The organism is Jannaschia maritima (assembly GCF_030973515.1).
Classification (GTDB): Bacteria; Pseudomonadota; Alphaproteobacteria; order Rhodobacterales; family Rhodobacteraceae; genus Jannaschia; species Jannaschia maritima.
This window is the reverse complement of the sequence record NZ_JARGZA010000013.1, coordinates 13762-32254: the sequence shown is the minus strand read 5'-3', so window position 1 is coordinate 32254 and position 18493 is coordinate 13762. Positions and strand designations below refer to the sequence as shown.

Sequence of the window (18493 nt, the reverse complement as noted above, 5' to 3'; positions counted from 1 at the left end):
ATGAAGACGCTCTCGACCCTCCTGGTGCTGGTGGCCTGCGCCCTTTGCTTGATGCCCAGGCCCGCCGCGGCGCAGTCGCTGTTTGCGCCGGTGGCCACGGTCAACGGAACCGTCATCAACCAATATCAGGTCCAGCAACGCGCCCGCTTCCTGGGGCTGCTGCGCGCGCCCGACGCCGATTTCGAAAGCGCGCTGGACCGCCTGATCGAGGAGGCGGTGCAGGTCCAAGCGGCCAGGGCGGAGGGGATCGACGTGTCGGCGGAGGATCTGGACGCCGCGATGGTCGAGTTCGCGGGCCGGGCGAACCTGGCGCCCGACCGGTTCGTCGCCGAGTTGGAGCGCAACGGCGTCGCTCCGGAGACGTTCCGCGACTTCGTCCGCAACGGCTTGCTTTGGCGCGAACTGGTCCAGGCCCGGTTCGGCCCCCGCGCGCGCCCGTCCGAGGAGACGGTGCGCCGGGCCTTGGCACAGGGCACGACCACGTCGGGCACGCGCGTGCTTCTGTCCGAGATCGCCCTGCCCCTGCCCCCCGAACGCGTGGACGAATTCCTGCGCGCGACCGAGGAGCTGGCCGCGTCCATCGACGGGCCGGCCGCGTTCGAGGAAGCGGCGCGCCGCTTCTCGCGTGCGCCTTCGGCGGAACGGGGGGGACGCCTGGACTGGATCCCCGTGGCGGGCCTTGCCCCTGCCCTGTCGCGCGAGATCCTGGCGCTGGCGCCCGGCCAGCGGACGCGCCCGCTGAACCTGGGGGCCTTCGTGGGGATCTATCTGTTGCGGGCCATCGACGAGGGTCTGCCGGTCACCGCGGACACGCTGTCGGTGGACTATGCCGAACTGCGATTGCCCGGTGGCCGCACCCCCGAGACCCTGGCCCGCGCGCAGCGGATCCGCGATCGGATCGATACCTGCGACGACCTCTATGCCGCCGTGGCGGGGCAGACCGTCGCACGCGAGACGTTCCCCGTCTCGCAACTGCCCGCCGATCTGCGCCAGGTCTTGGCTGCGCTGGACGAGAACGAGGTCACGACGGTGCTGTCCGATGCCGGCGCCCTGCGCTTCGTGATGCTGTGCGAGCGCGTGACGGACGCGTCGGAGGATCTGTTCCAGCGGGTCGGGCAGCAGCTGCTGACGCAGCGCTTGACGGACTATGCCCGCGGATACCTCGATTCACTGCGCGCCGATGCCGTCATCACCCGCCCCTGACGGGGCCGCACCGCCAATCGCCGTCACCTGCGGCGAGCCGGCGGGGATCGGGCTGGAGGTCGTGGCGAGCGCGCATCCGCTGGCGCCCGACGTGCCGTTCTTCGCCATCGGCAACCCCGATCACTTCGCAGGCCACGGCGTGCCCATCCGCGTCATTGCCGATCCGGGGGAGGTCGGGCCGGACGCCCTGTGCGTTCTGCCCCACGACATCCCGGGCCCCGCCACGCCCGGGCGCCCCGATCCGCGGCACGCGTCCGGCGTGATCGACGTCATCGCCCGGGCGGTGGACCTGACCCGGCGCGGGGTGGCGGGCGCGGTCTGCACGGCGCCGATCAACAAGAAGGCACTGACGGACGGCGCGGACTTCGCCCATCCGGGCCACACGGAGTACCTGGCCGCCCTGGCGGGGGATGCGGACGTGGTGATGATGCTGGCCTGCGACGCCCTGCGCGTCGTGCCCGCGACCATCCACATCCCGCTGGACAGGGTCGCCGACGCGCTGACCCCCGCCCTGCTGGACCGGACGCTGCGGATCACCCATCGCGGCCTGCGGCGGGATTTCGGCATCGAGCGGCCGCGCATCGCGGTGGCCGGCCTGAACCCCCATGCGGGCGAGGGAGGCACGATGGGGCGGCAGGAGCGGGACTGGATCGCCCCCCTGATCGAACGGCTGGCCCCCGAATTGGGCTGCTTCGGCCCCCTGCCCGCCGACACGATGTTCCACCCCGCCGCCCGGGCCGGCTTCGACGCGGCCGTCTGCATGTATCACGACCAGGCGCTGATCCCCATCAAGACGATCGACTTCGCGGGTGGAGTCAACGTTACGCTGGGTTTGCCGTTCATCCGCACCTCGCCCGACCACGGGACGGCGTTCGACATCGCGGGCACCGGCCGGGCCGACCCGACCTCGATGGTCGCCGCCCTGCGGCTGGCGCGGGACATGGCGGCCCGGCGCGGATGACCGCCAACGACGGGCTGCCCCCCCTGCGGGCGGTGATCGCAGCCCACGAACTACGCGCCCGCAAGGCGCTGGGTCAGAACTTCCTGCTCGATCTGAACCTGACCGCGCGCATCGCCCGCCTGGGCGGCGCGGCGGGCGCGCAGGTGCTGGAGGTCGGGCCGGGTCCCGGCGGCTTGACCCGCGGCCTGCTGGCCGAGGGGGCCGCCCACGTCCTGGCGGTCGAGAAGGACCCCCGCGCCCTGCCCGCCCTGGCCGAGATCGCGGCGGCCTATCCCGGGCGGCTGACGGCGTTGGAGGGCGACGCCCTGGCGGTGGACCCCACGGCCCACCTGACGGCGCCGTGGAAGGTGATCGCGAACCTGCCCTACAACGTGGGGACCGAGCTGCTGGTCCGCTGGCTGACGCCGCCCGATTGGCCGCCGCCCTGGTCGTCGCTGACGCTGATGTTCCAGCGCGAGGTCGCGCAGCGCATCACGGCGATGCCGGGATCGAAGGCCTATGGCCGCTTGGCCGTCCTGGCGCAATGGCGGGCCGAGCCGCGGATCGTGATGTCCCTGCCGCCGGAGGCGTTCCTTCCGCCGCCCAAGGTCCATTCCGCCGTCGTCCACCTGGCCGCCCTGCCCGCGCCCCGCTTCCCCGCCGATCCAGTCGTATTGCAGCGGGTGGTCGCGATAGGGTTCAACCAGCGCCGCAAGATGCTGCGCGCGGCATTGAAGGGGCTGGGCCCGGATGTGGAGGACCGGCTGCGCGCGGCCGGCCTGCGCCCCACCGACCGGGCGGAAGTCGTGCCCCTGGAAGGGTGGTGCGCCCTGGCGCGGGTGGTCGCGGACGCCTGACGCGGCCCGCGCACCCCGACCGCGACGCCCTCACGCCGTCAGTAGAGCCCGCCGGAGGACAGCGTGCCGAACGTCGCGCGCGGCGGCACCACGACCCTGTCCCCCGTCGATGTCTGGACCTGCGTCCCCTCGTCGGCGGCGTCCTCGCCCCGGCCATAGAGCGGCAGATCGCCCGCCATCGCGAAGCCGCCGTCGATCACCAGTCCCGCGCCCAGTCCGGCGAACAGGTCCGCGCCCTCGCGGAAGTACTCGGCCACGACATGGTCGCCCGACGCGTCCGCCGGGAGTCGCGCACCGCTGTACCGGTCGATGTTCTGGAAGTAGCCGCCCGGCGGCACCTCGAACGGACCGCCGCCGTATTTGGCGATCGCCTCCTCCATGAAGTCGTCGAACACCGGCCCGCAGGTCCCGCCGCCCGACGCCCCGCGCCCCAGGTTCCGCGGCCGGTCGAAGCCGATATAGCAGCCCGCGACGATGGTGGACGAGAAGCCCACGAACCAGACGTCCTTGCTGTCGTTGGTCGTGCCCGTCTTGCCCGCGATCGGCACGGACAGGTTGACGGTCCGCGACGCGGTGCCCCGGTCGACCACGCCCTTCATCATGCTGGTCAGCTGATAGGCCGTGATCGGGTCCATCACACGCTCGCGCCGGGACTCGATCCGCGGCGCCTGCCCGTCCGGCAAGCTGGCGAAGCGGTCGCAGTCCAGGCAGACCCGGCGGTCGTGCGCGTACACGGTCTGCCCGTCGCGGTCCTGGATGCGGTCCACCAGCGTCGGCTCGACACGCTCGCCGCCGTTGGCGAACATCGCATAGGCCGCCACCATCTTGTAGAGCGTCGTCTCCTGCGACCCCAGGCTGTTGGCCAGAAGCTCCGGCATGCGGTCGTAGACGCCGAACTTCTCGGCGTAGCGCGCGACCGTATCCATGCCGACATCCTGCGCCAAGCGCACCGTCATTAGATTCCGCGACCGTTCGATCCCCGTCCGTAATGGCGAGGGGCCGTAGAACTTGTTGGACGCGTTCTTCGGACGCCAGATCTCGCCGTTGCCCTGGTCGATCTCGATGGGGGCGTCCACGACGATGGTGTTGGGCTGGTACCCGCTGTCCAGCGCCGCGGCATAGACGAACGGCTTGAAGCTTGACCCGGGCTGCCGCGTCGCCTGCGTGGCCCGGTTGAAGACCGAATGCTGATAGCTGAAGCCGCCCTGCATCGCCAGGACGCGGCCGGTGTTGACGTCCATCGCCATGAAGCCGCCCTGCACCTCCGGCACCTGACGGAGCGACCAGGCATCGCCTTCGGCGCGCACCAGGACGACGTCGCCCGGGTCGAAGTTGTCGAAGAAGTCGCCGCGCAGCCATTGGATGTCGGACCGCGGCACGGTGCCGGCCGCCTCCACCCCTTCCACGCCCACGGTCAAAGCCTGGTCCGCGACGTCGAGCACCACGGCCGGACGCCATGCCCCCCCGAGGTCGATGTCGCGCGGCACCTTCGTCGCGTCCAGGGCGGCGCGCCATCCGTCGCCGTCCAGCAGGGCGGTGTCGATGGTCTGCCCCGTGCCGCGCCATTCGCCGCGGTTGCGGTCGTAGTCCTGCAACGCCGTGCGCAGCGCGCGGGCGGCGGTGGCTTGAAGCTCCGCGTCGATGGTAGCGCGCACGCTGAAGCCCTGCGTGAAGAACTCGTCCTCGCCGAACTGCTCGGTCAACTGGCGCCGGATCTCGTCGGTGAAGTAGTCGCGGGGCGGCAGGCCAGCCCGGAACGGCGCGATGTGGCCCGACTGGACCGTCAGCAGCGGCTTGGCCTGCGCCGTCTGCATCTCGCCCCGCGTGATGTAGCCGTTCTGGAACATCTCGCGCAGGACGTAGTTCCGCCGCTCAATCGCGTACTCCATGTTGCGGACCGGGTGCAGGGTCGATGGCCGCTTGGGCAGCGTGGCCAGATAGGCCACCTCCTCCAGGGACAGCTCGCCCAGGACCTTGTTGAAATAGGTCTGCGCCGCCGACGCGACGCCATAGCTGTTCTGCCCCAGGAAGATCTCGTTGAGGTACAGCTCCAGGATCTCCTCCTTGCTCAGCGTCCCCTCGATCCGGGAGGCGAGGATGATCTCCTTAATCTTGCGCTCGGCCCGACGGTCGGCGTTCAGGAGGAAGTTCTTCACCACCTGCTGCGGGATCGTCGACGCGCCGCGCACCTCCTGCCCCCGGGAGGCCACGGCCTCCACGGCGGCGGCGACGATGGCGCGCGGGTCGTACCCGGCATGAAGGTAGAAGTTCTTGTCCTCCGCGCTGATGAAGGCCTGCTTGACGAGATCGGGGATCTCCTCCGCCGGAGCGAAGAGGCGACGCTCGCGCGCGAACTCGTCCATCAGGCGACCCTCGCCCGAATAGATGCGGCTGATCGTGGGCGGTGCGTACTGAGCCAACTGCTCGTGGTTGGGCAGATCGCGGCCATACATCCACAAGACGCCGCCGATGGCGATGGCCGCCGCGACGATGCCCAGCGTCACCGCCGAGAAGATGCCCCCGATGGTGGACAGGACGAACATGGTCGCGCCCGTCAGCGCGCGATTCGCGGTCTGGATCATGCCTGCTTCCCCGGTACCCGATGGATCAGACCTAGCACCCCCACCGCGGACCCGGAAGGCCAGGTTCGTTCACGAAACGACGGCACGTCGGCAGGGTTCAGCGCATGCGGCGGCCCGCGGCGACCGCATCGTCGAGGGTCCAGGCCGCGATCCCATCCGCGATGGCCTGTGCCATGATCGCGCGCCAGACCGGGTCCTGGATGTTGCGCAGATCGCGCGGGTCCGACATGAACCCCAGTTCCAGCAGGAGGGACGGAATCTCGGGCGCCTTCAGGACGGTGAAGGCCGCCCCCTGGAGGGGTCGCTTGTGCAGGTCGATGCCCGCATCCCGGAACGCGTCCAGCAGGTCGTCGGCCAGCGCTTCGGCCCGTGGGCCGGTGTCCTGCCGTGCGAGGTCCATCAGCACGCCCGCCACTTCGTCGCCAGGGGCATCCAGCTCGACCCCGGCGAGCCTGTCGCCCTGCCCGTGCCGCGTCAGCAACTCGGCCGTCAGGGCGTCGGGATCGTCGGTCGACAGCGCATAGATCGTGGCCCCCGACGCCCCGCCCCCCGCGACCGCGTCCGCGTGGAGCGACAGGAGGACGTCGGCCCCGGCGGCGCGCGCGGCGCTGACCCGGCCGGGCAGGCTGACGAAGGCGTCGTCCTCGCGGGTCAGGACGACGCGGAAGCCCGCGCGCCGCAACACCTCCGCGACCTCGCGGGCGAAGGACAGCATGAGATCTGCCTCGTTCGCCGTCCCGCGCAGGGCGCCGGGATCGACGCCGCCGTGCCCGGGATCCAAGGCGATGGTGACCGCCCCCGTTCCAGCATCACCCAGAACGTCTTCAACGGGTTGTGGGTTCATCCTGATGTCGATGGCGATGACGGCAGCGTCGGTGCCGGTCCGCATCTCGGCGGACGCGACCGTCGCCGCCACGGGCAGCGGCACGCGCAGGACCATGCTTCCGTCCGGTCCCGTCCGCAGATCGAGCGCCGCATCCGCCGCGGCGCCAGGCGGCAGGCCGACCGCGAGGGCGGGCGGCGCGCCCAACATGCGGACGGTCCAGGGCGCCGGTTCGGATAGGGTCACGGTCACGGTTCCATCGGGTCCGTCCAAGGTCGTGTCCACCCTTCGGACGATCACGTCGGCCCAGATCGCATGGGGCCACAAGATCACGAGCAGGAGCGCCGTCCGACGTATCATCCGCGCATCCCGCGCAGGCGGTCCAGTCCCTCCTCCACCTCGGCGGTGGTGCGGGCATAGGACAGGCGCAGGGTCCGCCGGCCCCGATCGGGATCGAAGTCGACCCCCGGCGTCACCGCGACGCCGGTGCGGTCCAGGATGTCCGCCGCCAAGGCCACGCTGTCATCCGTCAGGTGGGACACGTCCGCATAGACGTAGAAGGCACCGTCCGGCGGCGCGACGGGCGTAAGCCCCAAGTCCGGTAGCCGGTCCAACATCAGGTCGCGGTTCGCCGCATAGACGCGGACGTTGGCGTCGAGTTCCTCGGCCGCGTCGAGCGCATGCAGCGCGGCGACCTGGCTGGCATGGGGCGGACAGATGAACATGTTCTGGGCCAGGCGTTCGTACGTCCGAACGTGCCGGCCCGGCACGACCATCCAGCCCACGCGCCACCCCGTCATCGAGAAGTACTTCGAAAAGGAATTCATGACCGTCGCGTCTTCGGACACCTCCAGCGCCGTGACGGCACGCCGTCCGAACTCGACCCCGTGATAGATCTCGTCGCTGACGAAGTGCGCGCCGATCGCTGAGCATCGGTCCGCGACCGCTTGCAAGGCGGTGCAGTCCAGCATGGTGCCGGTGGGGTTGGCGGGCGACGCGACGATGAACCCGGCCAGATCGTCGGACACGTCGCTTGCAACCGGTTGCAATCCGTTCGCGGCCTGTGCCTGCACTCCGACGGGAACGAGGGACAGGGCCCGCAGGATCTGGCGATAGGACGGATAGCCGGGCAGTCCCAGCCCGACCCGGTCGCCCGCGTCGAAGAGGGCGGTGAAGGCCAGGACGAAGGCGCCCGATGCCCCCGCCGTCACGATCACGCGGGCGGGATCCAGATCGACGCCGTACCAGTCCGCATAGTGTCGCGCGATCCGCGATCGCAGGTCCGGCAGGCCCAGCGCCACTGTGTAGCCCAAGGGTCCGCGCTCCATCGCATCTGCCAGCGCCCGGCGGGCGGCGGCGGGGGCGGGCGTGCCGGGTTGGCCGACCTCCATGTGGATCACGCGGCGGCCCGCGGCTTCCGCCCGGCGGGCCCGTTCCATCACGTCCATCACGATGAAGGGATCGACCTGACCCCTGCCCGATACGCCCCGCGCGTCCGTCATCCGCCCCTCCGCCTGTTCGCCCCCGGGGATAAGGTCGTGGGGGCCGGGGTCAACACGGGATGCGGCGTCCGTCAGGGTCCGTCCGGGGGGCGGAACGGGCAGACGTCGTCGTCGAACGGAACATGGCGCACATGGAAGGGGGGTCCATCGACGATTGCGGGCCCCGTGATGCGGTCCATGCGGAAGCGACGGAAGTCGCCCCGGTCCGGGTCCCAGGCGACGAGATACCATAAGGGCGGCAGGACCAGCATCGCCTGGGGCTCGACGATTCGGGTCGACCTGCACCCGTTAGCATCGCGGTAGGCGAAGCGAAGCGGCATCCTACGGAGGAACGCGGCCTCGAACGCGGGCAGCAGCACCGGGTCCATCGGCCCCATCGCGGACAGATCCTGCCGCGGGGACAGCGCGCCGACATAGAGCCGGGCCAGAAGCGCGTGCAGGTCGCGCAGGCGGTCCGGCGGAAGCGCGGCCTCGATCTTGGTCAGACCTGCATCGGCCAGGTCCCCGAAGGGAAGGTTCCGTGCCATACGCATCGCCGCCACCCCGAGCAACAGGGCGAACACCTCCGCCACGGTCAGCCGCGGCGTGGTCTGAACCGATCCCGGATCGAGGCGGACCCCGCCGCCGCGCCCGGGCTCCGTCACCACGAGGAAGCCGCGGTCGCGCAGGGCCGCGATGTCGCGCAGGATCGTGCGCCGGGATGCACCGACCTCGCGCGCCAACTGCGCCACCGTCGCATCCGCCCCGCGGCGCAGACGGCGGACCAACGCGTCCTGCCTGTCCCGGACATCCATGCTGCCCGATATCGCATACGGTGACAGGGGGTGTCACCATATGCGCTTAGGGCACCATCACCATCAATCCTGCAGGAGACGGACCATGACGACGCAACGGACCACAACCGCCACGCCGGAGATCGTGACCCCCGCCGGATCGTGGGATCCGACGCCGCACGGATACAGCGCCGTGGTCGTGGCGCCCCCGGGGGCGCGGCTGGCGTTCGTGTCGGGCCTGAGGGGACAGGATGCGGCGGGCGGACTAGCCCCCGACTTCGCCACCCAGGTGCGGCAGGCCTATGCGAACCTCGCGGTGGCACTGGACGGACTGGACGCCGCCCCGGACCGCGTGGTCAAGCTGATGACGTTCGTCGTGGACCACGAGGTGGCGAAGCTGGAAACGTTGACGCGGGCCGTGGTGGACCTGTTCGGGGACCGCCTGCCCGCCCAAACGCTGGTGCCCGTCCCGTCCCTCGCCCAGGACGCCATGCTGTTCGAGGTGGAGGCCGTCGTCGCCCTCGATTGAAGGACGTCGCCGCGTGGAGGTCCACCCGGCGACGCCATATGCAGGATCAGCCGCGAAGGGCGGACCACCAGCCCCGCCGCTTCGGCTTGGCTGCCTCGTCCGATGCGTCCCCTGCATCGTCCGGCTGCGCGTCGTCGGACCCCGCCGCATCGGGCGCGGCGTCCGTCGGCTTCTCCGGGGCCTCGGAACGCATCGCGGTCGCGGAGGCATCGTCCCCCTCGTCCGCCGGGGCATCGGCCGCGGCATCGGCCGCGTTCGCGGCCTCCACCACCTCGGGCGAGGGCGCGGGCGCCTTGGCTCGGGTTCGGGTGCGGCGCTTGGGCTTCGCTGACTCGGCCTCGGCCGGGGCTTCCGGTTCCGGCTGGGGGTCGGACGGAATAGACGCATCGGATCCGGTCCGATCCTCCGCCATCGAAGGCGTTTCCACGGTATCGGAAGCCGACGACCCCGCTGGCGCGTCGGATGGCGCGGCTTCCGCCGCGGGGGCGTCGGCAACGATGTCCTGGTCGGCATCCGGTTCGGTCTTGCGACGGGACCGCGTCCGGGAGCGGCCGCGGCCACGGGGCTTATCCTCCGCGTCGCCACCGGACTGGGCATCGGCGTCGCCCTCGTCGTCACCGGATTCCGTCGGCGTCGCCTCGCCCTCCGCGGTGGCCGACGCGTCCCCGTCGCCGTCCGCGGACGGCAGGTCGTCACCATTGCCGCCGCCCTTGCGCCGGCGCGACCGGCGGCGACGCTTCTTCTTCGGGCGGTCGTCCTCCGCCGTCGCGTCCGCCTCCGTTTCCGCCTCTGGTTCGGTGGGCGTATCCTCGGTCACGTCTTCCGCAGTGCCCTCGATGGCCTCGGCTCCGGCCTCGTCGCCCTCCTCCGCGGTGGACGTCCAGGAGGTGTCGGTCTGGACGACGTTCGCCGGCGCCTTGGGCACCTGGCGGGTCGCGGTCTTGAACTTCTCGATCTGGTGATCCTCGCCCGACAGGGCGGGGTCGGCTTCGACCCGGACGGCCATGGCATAGCGCGTCTCGATCAGGGCGAGATGCTCGCGCTTCTCGTTCATGAGGTAGTTGGCGACCTGGACGGGCAGCTTGACCAGGACTTCGCGCGATCGCTTGCGCGTGCCCTCCTCCTCCAGGGCGCGCAGCACCTGCAACGCAAGGCTGTCGTTCGACCGGATCAGGCCCGTGCCATGGCAATGGGCGCAGGGCTGGGTCGTCGCCTCCAACATGCCGGGACGCAAGCGCTGGCGTGACATCTCCAGCAGGCCGAAGCCGCTGATGCGGCCCATCTGGATGCGGGCGCGGTCGTTCTTCAGGCTGTCCTTCAAGCGCTTCTCGACGGCGGCGTTGTTCTTCCGCTCGTCCATGTCGATGAAGTCGATCACGATGAGGCCGGCCAGGTCGCGCAGGCGGAATTGGCGCGCGACCTCCTCGGCGGCTTCGAGGTTGGTCTTGGTCGCCGTATCCTCGATGGAGCCTTCCTTCGTGGCCTTGCCCGAGTTGACGTCGATCGCGACCAGCGCCTCCGTGATGCCGATGACGATGTAGCCGCCCGACTTCAACTGGACCGTCGGATTGAACATGGAATCGAGGTAGTTCTCGACCCCGTGCTTCGCGAACAGGGGCAGCGGATCGTCGTGTTGGCGCACGTTCTTCGCGTGCGTCGGCATGATCAGGGTCATGTAGTCGCGCGCCTGCAGGAACCCGGCCTCGCCCGCCACGACCACCTCGTCGATGTCGCGGTTGTAGAGGTCGCGGATCGATCGGTGGATCAGATTGCCTTCCTCGTAGATCGGCGCCGGCGCGATGGAGTTCAGCGTCAGTTCGCGCACCTGCTCCCACTGGCGCTGCAGGTATTCGTAGTCGCGCTTGATCTCGGACTTGGTCCGCTTGGCGCCCGCGGTCCGCACGATGAGACCGGCGCCCTGCGGGACGTCGATCTCCTGCGCGATCTCCTTGAGCTTCTTGCGGTCGGCGGCGTTGGTGATCTTGCGGCTGATGCCGCCGCCACGGGCGGTGTTGGGCATCAGGACGCAATAGCGGCCCGCCAGCGAAAGGTAGGTCGTCAGCGCGGCGCCCTTGTTGCCCCGTTCCTCCTTGACGACCTGCACCAGCATGATCTGCCGGACCTTCACGACCTCCTGGATCTTGTACTTCCGGGCCCGCGGCTTGGGCGGCACGCGGATATCGTCGGTCTCGTCGTCGTCGGCCACCGTCTGCACGGCGCTGTCCTTGTCGGCCGCGTCCTTGCGGGACCGGCGGCGGGACCGCTTGCGGGGCGTCGGATCCTCGACGGGGGCGGCATCGTCCTGCGCGCCACCGTCCAAATCCACGACGTCCATGCCGGACGGACCGGACGGTTCCTCCGCGGCACCGTCCGGCGCCTCGGACACGTCGTTGCTCGCATCCTGTGCCGGGGCGTCGGAATGAGGTGTGGCGTCCTCCCCAGACGCGGCGTCGGCCGGTGCGTCGCCCCCCGCGACGTCATCCGTCGCGGCACCGTCGTCCTCTGGATCGTCACCCTCCGACAGGGTCTTGTCCTCCAGGCCCGCGCTTTCCGCGATCGTGCGGTCAGGATCCGCCTCGGGATCCGAATCGGGCCGGTCGGATCCTTCGGCCTCCGCCGCCTCGGACACGTCCGCCGCCCCGCCGGACACGATCCCGGTCTCGGTGGCGGCCTCCTCGCGGATCACGGTCTCGACGTCGGGACCGTCCGACGCCTCGTCCGAGGCGTCCGCCGCGGTCGCGTCTTCGTCGCCGACGGGCGACGCGTCTTGCGAGGCGTCCCCGGCCCCCTCCGCATCGGTGGCGTCGGGCGCGTCGGGCGAAGCCTCCTCCGGGGCGTCCTTCTTCTTCCGGCGGGACCGGGTGCGGGACTTGCGCTTGGGCTTGTCCTCCGCCGCGGGGGCATCGTCGTCGTCGGACGCCGCGTCCTCGTCGTCGGCTTCCTCGTCGCCCATCGCCGACTCGCGCGCGGCGAGGGCCTCGGCGTAAGCGCGTTCCTCGGCCAGGAGCGCGTCGCGATCGGCCTTCGGGATCTGGTAATAGTCTGGATGAATCTCCGAGAAGGCGAGGAAGCCGTGCCGATTCCCGCCATAGTCGATGAACGCCGCCTGGAGCGACGGTTCGACCCGCGTCACCTTCGCCAGATAGATGTTGCCCGCAAGCTGCCGCTTGTTCAGGCTTTCAAAGTCGAATTCCTCGACCTTGTTTCCGTCCGCCACCACGACCCGGGTCTCTTCCGGGTGGGTGGCATCGATAAGCATTTTCTTCGCCATGTATCCCAACGCAGGCACGCCTTCGGATCGCCCCGGGGGGCGCCGACGGTCTGGCCTGTCCAACGATTGCGGATGCGGGACGCAGCGGCACCCGGCGGTCGGACCGCCGTCGCGCTTGCGCTTGCGTCGCGTGCATCATCGCGCTTCACCTCGACCCCCCGGCGTGATCGCACGCCGCCGGGCCATCCTACGACCCGGACGTAGCTGTCCGAGCGAACCAAAGGGGCGTTCACGGAACCGCGCCCCTTCCATGCTTCAGTCACGTGGCGGCCCTTCGTCAGCCTGCCGTCATGAAGAAGAATTCCACCGGTCCCGCCGCCCGAAGGCGCCCGCGGACCCGTCGGGCAACTTATGGGCAAAACCTCCGGAAGGGCAATCGGAATCGGCGGGGTGGAGGGACACCGCCCATTTTCCCTGTCCGTGGCGAACGGATCTTCGCAATTCCCCCGAGCACGCTATCCTTGGGATGGACCGAAGGACGAAGGGGCCGGCAGGATGGGTTTCACCATCACGAACGCGCAACGGCAGGTGGTGCGCGACCGTCTGGACGAGCGGGACCGACAGAAGCTGGTCGACTATCTGACGACCCTGCCGTTCTTCGCGGGCACCGACCGCGATCGGCTGGACGCGTCCGTCGCGCGCGCCTTCGACAGGCGGAAGGCTTTGAACGTGCGCACGCCGAACGGCCTGGCATGGTTGGTCCTGCTGACGCATCTGGGCGACACCCATCCGGCCTTCGCCCGCACCCTGACGCGCATCGACGAGTTGCGGCACTGGTCCTTCGACCAGATCGCGCGGATGCTGGCCATCGGGGACCGTCGCTGATGGGCGCGATCGCGATCCCGATAGGCAAGCTGATCGTCGATGGCATCATCGCGGGCGCGGTGATCATCGGTGGGATCATCCTGCTCAGCAAGGTGGCCGAACTGATCGGCGACTACATCGCCCGGGAACTGTCGGAGGTCATCGAGCGCGCGCGCGAGTGCCGCAACTGCGATTGCGGGGAATGCGTTCCGCCGAAGGGCACCGTCCGCTACCGCGTTGATTGGGTGCCCCCGAGCCGCCCCCACTGGCCGTGCGAGGGCAGCCACGTCCATTTCGAGGTGCGCATCCAGAACCCGACCACCTGCGCGTGCTTCTGGAACAAGGACCGAAGGAAGGTCCTGTGCCTGCCCGACGATGTCGGGCCGGGCGACTTCGACCCGTCCGACCTGGGCCCGAACGTCATTCCCGGCGCAGGGACATGAGCGGCGCGTTCGGGAGGTGGCTGCTGGGCTACGACGTCCGGCTGGAGGGCGATCACCTGTCACGGTTCGCCCATGCCCATGGCATCCCGCACCGCCCCGACCTTGTCCCCGTCTCCTTCGACCGCGCCGCCACGCCGGAACTGTTCGTGCCGCAGGGGGCGCAGGACTACGATTGGCAACGCGTTGTGCCGGATACCGTCTGGGCCGATCCCTTCTGGCAGACGTTCGGGTTGTTCCGCAGCGTCGAGGACGCGCTCAGCTGCCTTGCCGACCCCGCCCCCCCGGGCGTCGGGCTGCACCGCTACGTCCTTCGCTGGCCGCTCGACGCCCACTCGGGCGAGGACGGTCCGTTGGGGGGGATCGTCGGGGCCATGGAAAGCGACGCGGCCCTGCCGTCCGACGCGCCGTTCCGCCCGCTGGGCATAGATGTCCTCGACCGCAACGGCGTGTCGATGCTGCACCTGTACCGCGACCCGCCCGTGGATGCGCCGGTCGCCCTGGACGACCTGCCTGCGCTCTATCCCCGTCTCGACGAGCCCGGGGCGACCTTCGTCGAGATCGCGGGCTGCGTGCATCCGTACTGGTTCCCCCACACCATCGCATGAGGAAGACCCACGGGATGCGCGCCGCCGATGGACGATCACCGGGCGCGACCCGACCTAGAGGTAGTTCGAACGGCTCAGCGAATACTTCGCCATCTTCTCGTTCAGGGTCCGCCGGGGCAGTGACAGCTCGTCCATCACCGATTGGATCGATCCGCGGTGACGGCGCATCGTGTTGTCGATCAGCATCCGCTCGAACGCTTCGACGTATTCCTTCAGGGGCTTGCCTTCGGTCGTGACCTGCGGGGTCTGCGCCTGTTCCTCCGTGTCGGCCATCAGGAGGGACGCGATGGACCCCGTGCCGCGGCGCTGCTGGAGAACCGCACGTTCCGCTAGGTTCATAAGTTGCCGCACGTTGCCAGGCCAGGGGGCCTGCAGCAGCTGGGCCGCCTCCTGCGCGGCGAGCTGCGGGGGCTGGGCGCCGTATTCCTCGCCGTAGCCTTCGGCGAAGTGGGTGAACAGCGTCAGCACGTCCTCGCCCCGCGCCCGCAGAGGCGGCAGCGTCAGCTTCATCGCCGCGAGGCGATAGTACAGGTCGGACCGCAGCGCCTGCTCGCAGGACTTGGACGGGTCGGAGCCGTTGCAGATGGCGACGATGCGCGTTTCGGCCGGCGTGCCCTGGTCGTTGATGAAGGTCAGCAGGCGGGCTTGCTGGCTGATCGGCAGCGCTTCGATGTCCTCGAGCACGAGGGTTCCGCCGCGCGCCTCCTCCACCAGAGGCAGGCCGTCCTCGGTCGGGCCGAACAGCTTCGTGCCGAGGTCGGATTCGGTCAGGGCCGCGCAGGACAGCAGGGCGAAGGTCCGGCCCGCGCGGGGGCCGACCGCGTGGAGGGCGTGGGCGACCAGTGTCTTGCCGGTCCCCGTCTCGCCGTCGATCAGGACGTGGCCATCGGCCTGTCCCAGATCGAGGATGTCCTCGCGCAGGCGTTCCATGGGGGGCGAGGTGCCGATCAGCTTCCGCATCAAGACGCTGCCGTCGGACAACTCGCGCCGCAGGGCGCGGTTGTCCAGCGCCAGCTTGCGCGTCGCGGCGGCCCGACGAGCCAGTTCGGTCAGCCGGTCCGGATTGAACGGCTTCTCCATGAAGTCGTAGGCGCCCAGCTGCATCGCCTCCACCGCCATGGGGACGTCGCCGTGCCCCGTGATCATGATGACCGGCAGGCTGCTGTCCTGCGACAGGAGACGGCGGAGCAGCGTCATGCCATCCATGCCGGGCATGCGGATGTCGGTGATGACGACGCCGGGATACTCGGAGCCGAGGTTCTTCAAAGCCTCCTCGCCGGAACCGTAGGTTTCCGTGCGGAAGCCCGACAGGGCCAGCCACTGGCTGATGGACTGTCGCATGTCCTGCTCGTCGTCGACGATCGCGATGCGCGTCTGTTCGGTCATGCGTCCACCATTCATTCGGCTGCTTCCGAAGGGATATCTAACCGCGGCAGGCGAACTTCAAAGACCGCACCACCGGACCGCGCGTTCCGGGCGGTCAGCCGCCCACCGAATTCCTTCACGATGTTCGAGCTGATCGCCAGGCCCAGCCCGACCCCCTCGCCCGCCGTCTTGGTCGTGTAGAACGGCTCGAACAACTGGTCCGGCTCGACGATGCCGTGCCCGCTGTCGCGCACGGACAGGGTCGCGTCCTCCGCCGCGAAGAGCAGGATCTCCAACTCGCGGCGGTCGCGGCCGCGCATCGCGTCGATGGCGTTGCGCACGAGGTTGATGACCACCTGCTCCATCCGCAGGCGGTCGGCCTCCACGATCACGGGCTCGGGCGGCAGGACCTGGGTCAGACGCACCTCCTGCTGGCGCAACTGCGGCTCCATCAAGGTCAGCGCCGATCCGATGGCGGCGCGCAGGTCGAACCGTTCGAACCCCTCGCCGCCCTTGCGGGCATAGGACTTCAGTTGCCGGGTGATGGCGCCCATGCGGTCTATCAGGTCGTCGATGCGCTGGAAGCTGGACAACGCCTCGTCCGGACGCCGGCGCTGCATCAACAGCTTGGCGCCCGCGAGGTACGTCTTCATCGCCGCCAGGGGCTGGTTCAGCTCGTGGCTGACGGCGGCGGACATCTCGCCCAGGACGGCCAGCTTCGAGGACTGCGCCAGGCTCTGCTCCGTTTCCTTCAGTTCCTCCTGCACGCGCTCGCGCTCCGCGACCTCACGCGACAGGCGGTCGTTTAAACGGCGCAGGGCTTCGGATTCCTGCTGGAACAGCAACGAGCGCAGGGCGGTCCGGCGGTTTAGCAGGTAGAACCCCAGCGCCAGGGTCAGCGCGAAGCCGGTGACGATCAGCAGGATGATCCCGTTCACCCGGTCGCGTACCGATTCGTAGGACGTGAAGCTGATCAGGCGCCAGCCCCGGAACGGGATGCGCGTCTCCAGCTGCAGGAGAGCGCCGTCCTCCAACGTCTCGCCCCCCGGTCCGCCGAAGGGCGTGGTGCGCGACAGCGCGCGGTCGAGCGCGGACGGCACCGACAAGGTCGCCAGCGCATCGTCCAGCGAGCGGCCCCGCCAGCGCGGTTCGGTCGACACGATCACGCGGCCCTGCGCGTCCGTCACAACCACCGCCGCCGTCGTGCCGCGCCAGCGCCGTTCGAACTGGACCATGTCCACCTCGACCTGCAGGACGCCCAGCGCCTCCGTGCCGTCGCGGACCTGGCGGCTGAAGGAGGCCCGGAAGGTGCCCGCCTCCGTCGGGGACAGGGTGAAGACCGTGTCGTTGCCCGCGATGGCGTCGAGGAAGAACGGCGCGTCGACGTAGCTGGCGCCCAGATCCTCGCGCGTGGTGGCCGCGACGGTGCGCCCGTCCATGTCCAGAAGCGTGATGGAGGCGGCCCCGATCTCGTCCACGAGCGAGATCAGCCGCTGGCTCGACGCGGAGAAGTCGCGGGCCTTCAACGCGGCGATCAGCGTGGGATCCCGCGACAGGAGAAGCGGCACCACGGAGTTGCGCTGCAGCTCCGACAGGATCGCCCCGCTGTACAGCGACTGGCGCAACTCCGCCCGTTCGCGGGTGGATTCGACGAAGCGGTCGGTGAGGACGATGTTGGCCGCCGCGATCGCGGCGACGAGGCCGGCGAGCAGCAGCAGCAGGAGGACGCGAACCAGCCAGGGCAGGCGCAGGCGGGGCCGATCCTCGGTGGTCGGCGGCGAGATGTCGGGGCGGCCGAGCATTCCGCCCGTCCTGACAGAGCGGCCCTGCCCCATCAAGCGCGGGCCAGCATCCCCTCCGCCAGCCCGCGGAACAGCGCCGCCCCGTCGATCCGCCCATGCGCCGTCTCGCAGGCCCGTTCCGGGTGGGGCATCAGCCCCAGCACCCGGCGGTTGGCGGACAGCACCCCGGCGATGTCGTCCGCCGCTCCGTTGGGGTTGGCGAGGTAGCGCAGGGCGATCCGGTCCTCGGCCTCCAACATCCGCAGCGTGTCGGCGTCCACGGCATAGTTACCCTCGTGGTGGGCGATCGGAAGCGCGATCTCGGCGCCCACGCCCCAGCGCGCGGTGAAGGCGCTGCTTGCCGTTTCCACCCGCAACGGAACGGTGTCGCAGATGTACTTCAGGCCCGCGTTGCGCAGCAGCGCGCCGGGCAGGAGCCCCATCTCGGTGACGATCTGGAACCCGTTGCAGGGCGCCAGCACGTAGCCGCCGCGGTCCGCGTGCGACCGCAGCGCCGCCGCGATGGGCGACCGCGCGGCGATGGCCCCGCAGCGCAGGTAGTCGCCATAGCTGAACCCCCCCGGCACGCCCACCACGTCCGTGCCGATGGGCAGCGCCGCGTCGCGGTGCCAGACCATGTCCACGTCGAACCCCGCCTGGCGGAACGCGACGGCCAGGTCGCGGTCGCAGTTCGAGCCGGGAAAGACCAGTACCGCCGCCTTCATCCGTCCACTCCGCCTGGGGTCGCGATGCGCCCCCATCGCATGGCCGCGGCGGCTTGGCGAGGGTGGAGGGCATCCCGTTCGGGGGGCGGTGGCGCCGCCCGTCATGCTGCGGTGCGGCGAGTATTCATGCGTTCCGCGGGTGGGCGGGACGGGTCGGCACGGTCAGTGTGCGTCCGAGCGGGTGGCGATGCAACCGGGGGCGATCGTCAGGGAAACAACGGCCCCACGCATGCCGCAAAGGACCAGCGGCTTGGTTGGACGGGCCGATCGGGCCGGTCCGGCGGGTGTCT

Annotated in this window: 15 protein-coding genes; 7 read left to right on the top strand and 8 right to left on the bottom strand. The window is 70.1% G+C overall.

All coding sequences use genetic code 11. The annotated features are described in order from the left end of the window. From P0084_RS13140 to rsmA, 3 genes are read left to right on the top strand one after another with little or no spacing between them, the layout of a single operon-like run. Positions 1–1203: a SurA N-terminal domain-containing protein gene (locus tag P0084_RS13140; protein WP_308917319.1), complete on the top strand. Its 1203-nt coding sequence runs from the start codon at positions 1–3 to the stop codon at positions 1201–1203. Continuing rightward, positions 1181–2164 carry a 4-hydroxythreonine-4-phosphate dehydrogenase PdxA gene (gene pdxA, locus P0084_RS13135; RefSeq protein WP_308917318.1) on the top strand — a complete coding sequence of 328 codons (984 nt, stop codon included), beginning with the start codon at positions 1181–1183 and terminating at the stop codon, positions 2162–2164. Before P0084_RS13140 ends, pdxA begins: the two co-directional genes overlap by 23 nt. Next, entirely contained in the window at positions 2161–3000 is an 840-nt protein-coding gene (gene rsmA / locus P0084_RS13130) for a 16S rRNA (adenine(1518)-N(6)/adenine(1519)-N(6))-dimethyltransferase RsmA (RefSeq protein WP_308917317.1), read from the top strand. The genes pdxA and rsmA overlap by 4 nt, the downstream gene beginning before the upstream one ends. A 38-nt stretch (positions 3001–3038) precedes the next feature. On the opposite strand, the gene P0084_RS13125 is transcribed toward rsmA, so the two are convergent. From P0084_RS13125 to P0084_RS13110, 4 genes are all read right to left on the bottom strand, one after another. Further along, entirely contained in the window at positions 3039–5582 is a 2544-nt protein-coding gene (locus P0084_RS13125; protein WP_308917316.1) for a penicillin-binding protein 1A, read from the bottom strand. Positions 5583–5679: 97 nt separating this feature from the next. Further along, entirely contained in the window at positions 5680–6765 is a 1086-nt protein-coding gene (locus P0084_RS13120) for an N-acetylmuramoyl-L-alanine amidase family protein (protein WP_308917315.1), read from the bottom strand. Continuing rightward, positions 6762–7907 carry a pyridoxal phosphate-dependent aminotransferase gene (locus P0084_RS13115; RefSeq protein WP_308917314.1) on the bottom strand — a complete coding sequence of 382 codons (1146 nt, stop codon included), beginning with the start codon at positions 7905–7907 and terminating at the stop codon, positions 6762–6764. The genes P0084_RS13120 and P0084_RS13115 overlap by 4 nt, the downstream gene beginning before the upstream one ends. 71 nt (positions 7908–7978) lie before the next feature. Continuing rightward, positions 7979–8701, bottom strand: coding sequence for a helix-turn-helix transcriptional regulator (locus P0084_RS13110; protein ID WP_308917313.1), 723 nt, complete (start codon positions 8699–8701; stop codon positions 7979–7981). An 85-nt stretch (positions 8702–8786) separates the two neighbouring features. On the opposite strand from P0084_RS13110, the gene P0084_RS13105 reads away from it, so the two are divergent. Further along, on the top strand, positions 8787–9209 hold the full coding sequence (locus P0084_RS13105) for a RidA family protein (protein ID WP_308917312.1): 423 nt from the start codon (positions 8787–8789) through the stop codon (positions 9207–9209). 46 nt (positions 9210–9255) lie between these two features. Here the strand turns inward: P0084_RS13105 and P0084_RS13100 are convergent, their stop codons facing one another. Continuing rightward, positions 9256–12480 carry an Rne/Rng family ribonuclease gene (locus P0084_RS13100; RefSeq protein ID WP_308917311.1) on the bottom strand — a complete coding sequence of 1075 codons (3225 nt, stop codon included), beginning with the start codon at positions 12478–12480 and terminating at the stop codon, positions 9256–9258. A 495-nt stretch (positions 12481–12975) separates the two neighbouring features. On the opposite strand from P0084_RS13100, the gene P0084_RS13095 reads away from it, so the two are divergent. The 3 genes from P0084_RS13095 to P0084_RS13085 are packed head-to-tail and all read left to right on the top strand — an operon-like array spanning position 12976 to position 14332. Next, a complete protein-coding gene (locus P0084_RS13095) occupies positions 12976–13305 on the top strand; it encodes a hypothetical protein (protein ID WP_308917310.1) in 330 nt (109 codons plus the stop codon). Continuing rightward, positions 13305–13727: a hypothetical protein gene (locus P0084_RS13090; RefSeq protein WP_308917309.1), complete on the top strand. Its 423-nt coding sequence runs from the start codon at positions 13305–13307 to the stop codon at positions 13725–13727. Before P0084_RS13095 ends, P0084_RS13090 begins: the two co-directional genes overlap by 1 nt. After that, entirely contained in the window at positions 13724–14332 is a 609-nt protein-coding gene (locus tag P0084_RS13085) for a hypothetical protein (RefSeq protein WP_308917308.1), read from the top strand. The genes P0084_RS13090 and P0084_RS13085 overlap by 4 nt, the downstream gene beginning before the upstream one ends. Before the next feature lie 54 nt (positions 14333–14386). Here the strand turns inward: P0084_RS13085 and P0084_RS13080 are convergent, their stop codons facing one another. From P0084_RS13080 to purQ, 3 genes are read right to left on the bottom strand one after another with little or no spacing between them, the layout of a single operon-like run. Then, the gene (locus P0084_RS13080) at positions 14387–15718 is read right to left on the bottom strand and encodes a sigma-54-dependent transcriptional regulator (protein ID WP_308917307.1); all 1332 of its coding nucleotides are present in this window, start codon (positions 15716–15718) and stop codon (positions 14387–14389) included. Positions 15719–15729: 11 nt separating this feature from the next. After that, positions 15730–17499 carry a sensor histidine kinase gene (locus tag P0084_RS13075; protein WP_308917306.1) on the bottom strand — a complete coding sequence of 590 codons (1770 nt, stop codon included), beginning with the start codon at positions 17497–17499 and terminating at the stop codon, positions 15730–15732. A gap of 32 nt (positions 17500–17531) precedes the next feature. Continuing rightward, a complete protein-coding gene (gene purQ, locus P0084_RS13070) occupies positions 17532–18203 on the bottom strand; it encodes a phosphoribosylformylglycinamidine synthase subunit PurQ (RefSeq protein ID WP_308917305.1) in 672 nt (223 codons plus the stop codon). Positions 18204–18493 lie beyond the last annotated feature (290 nt).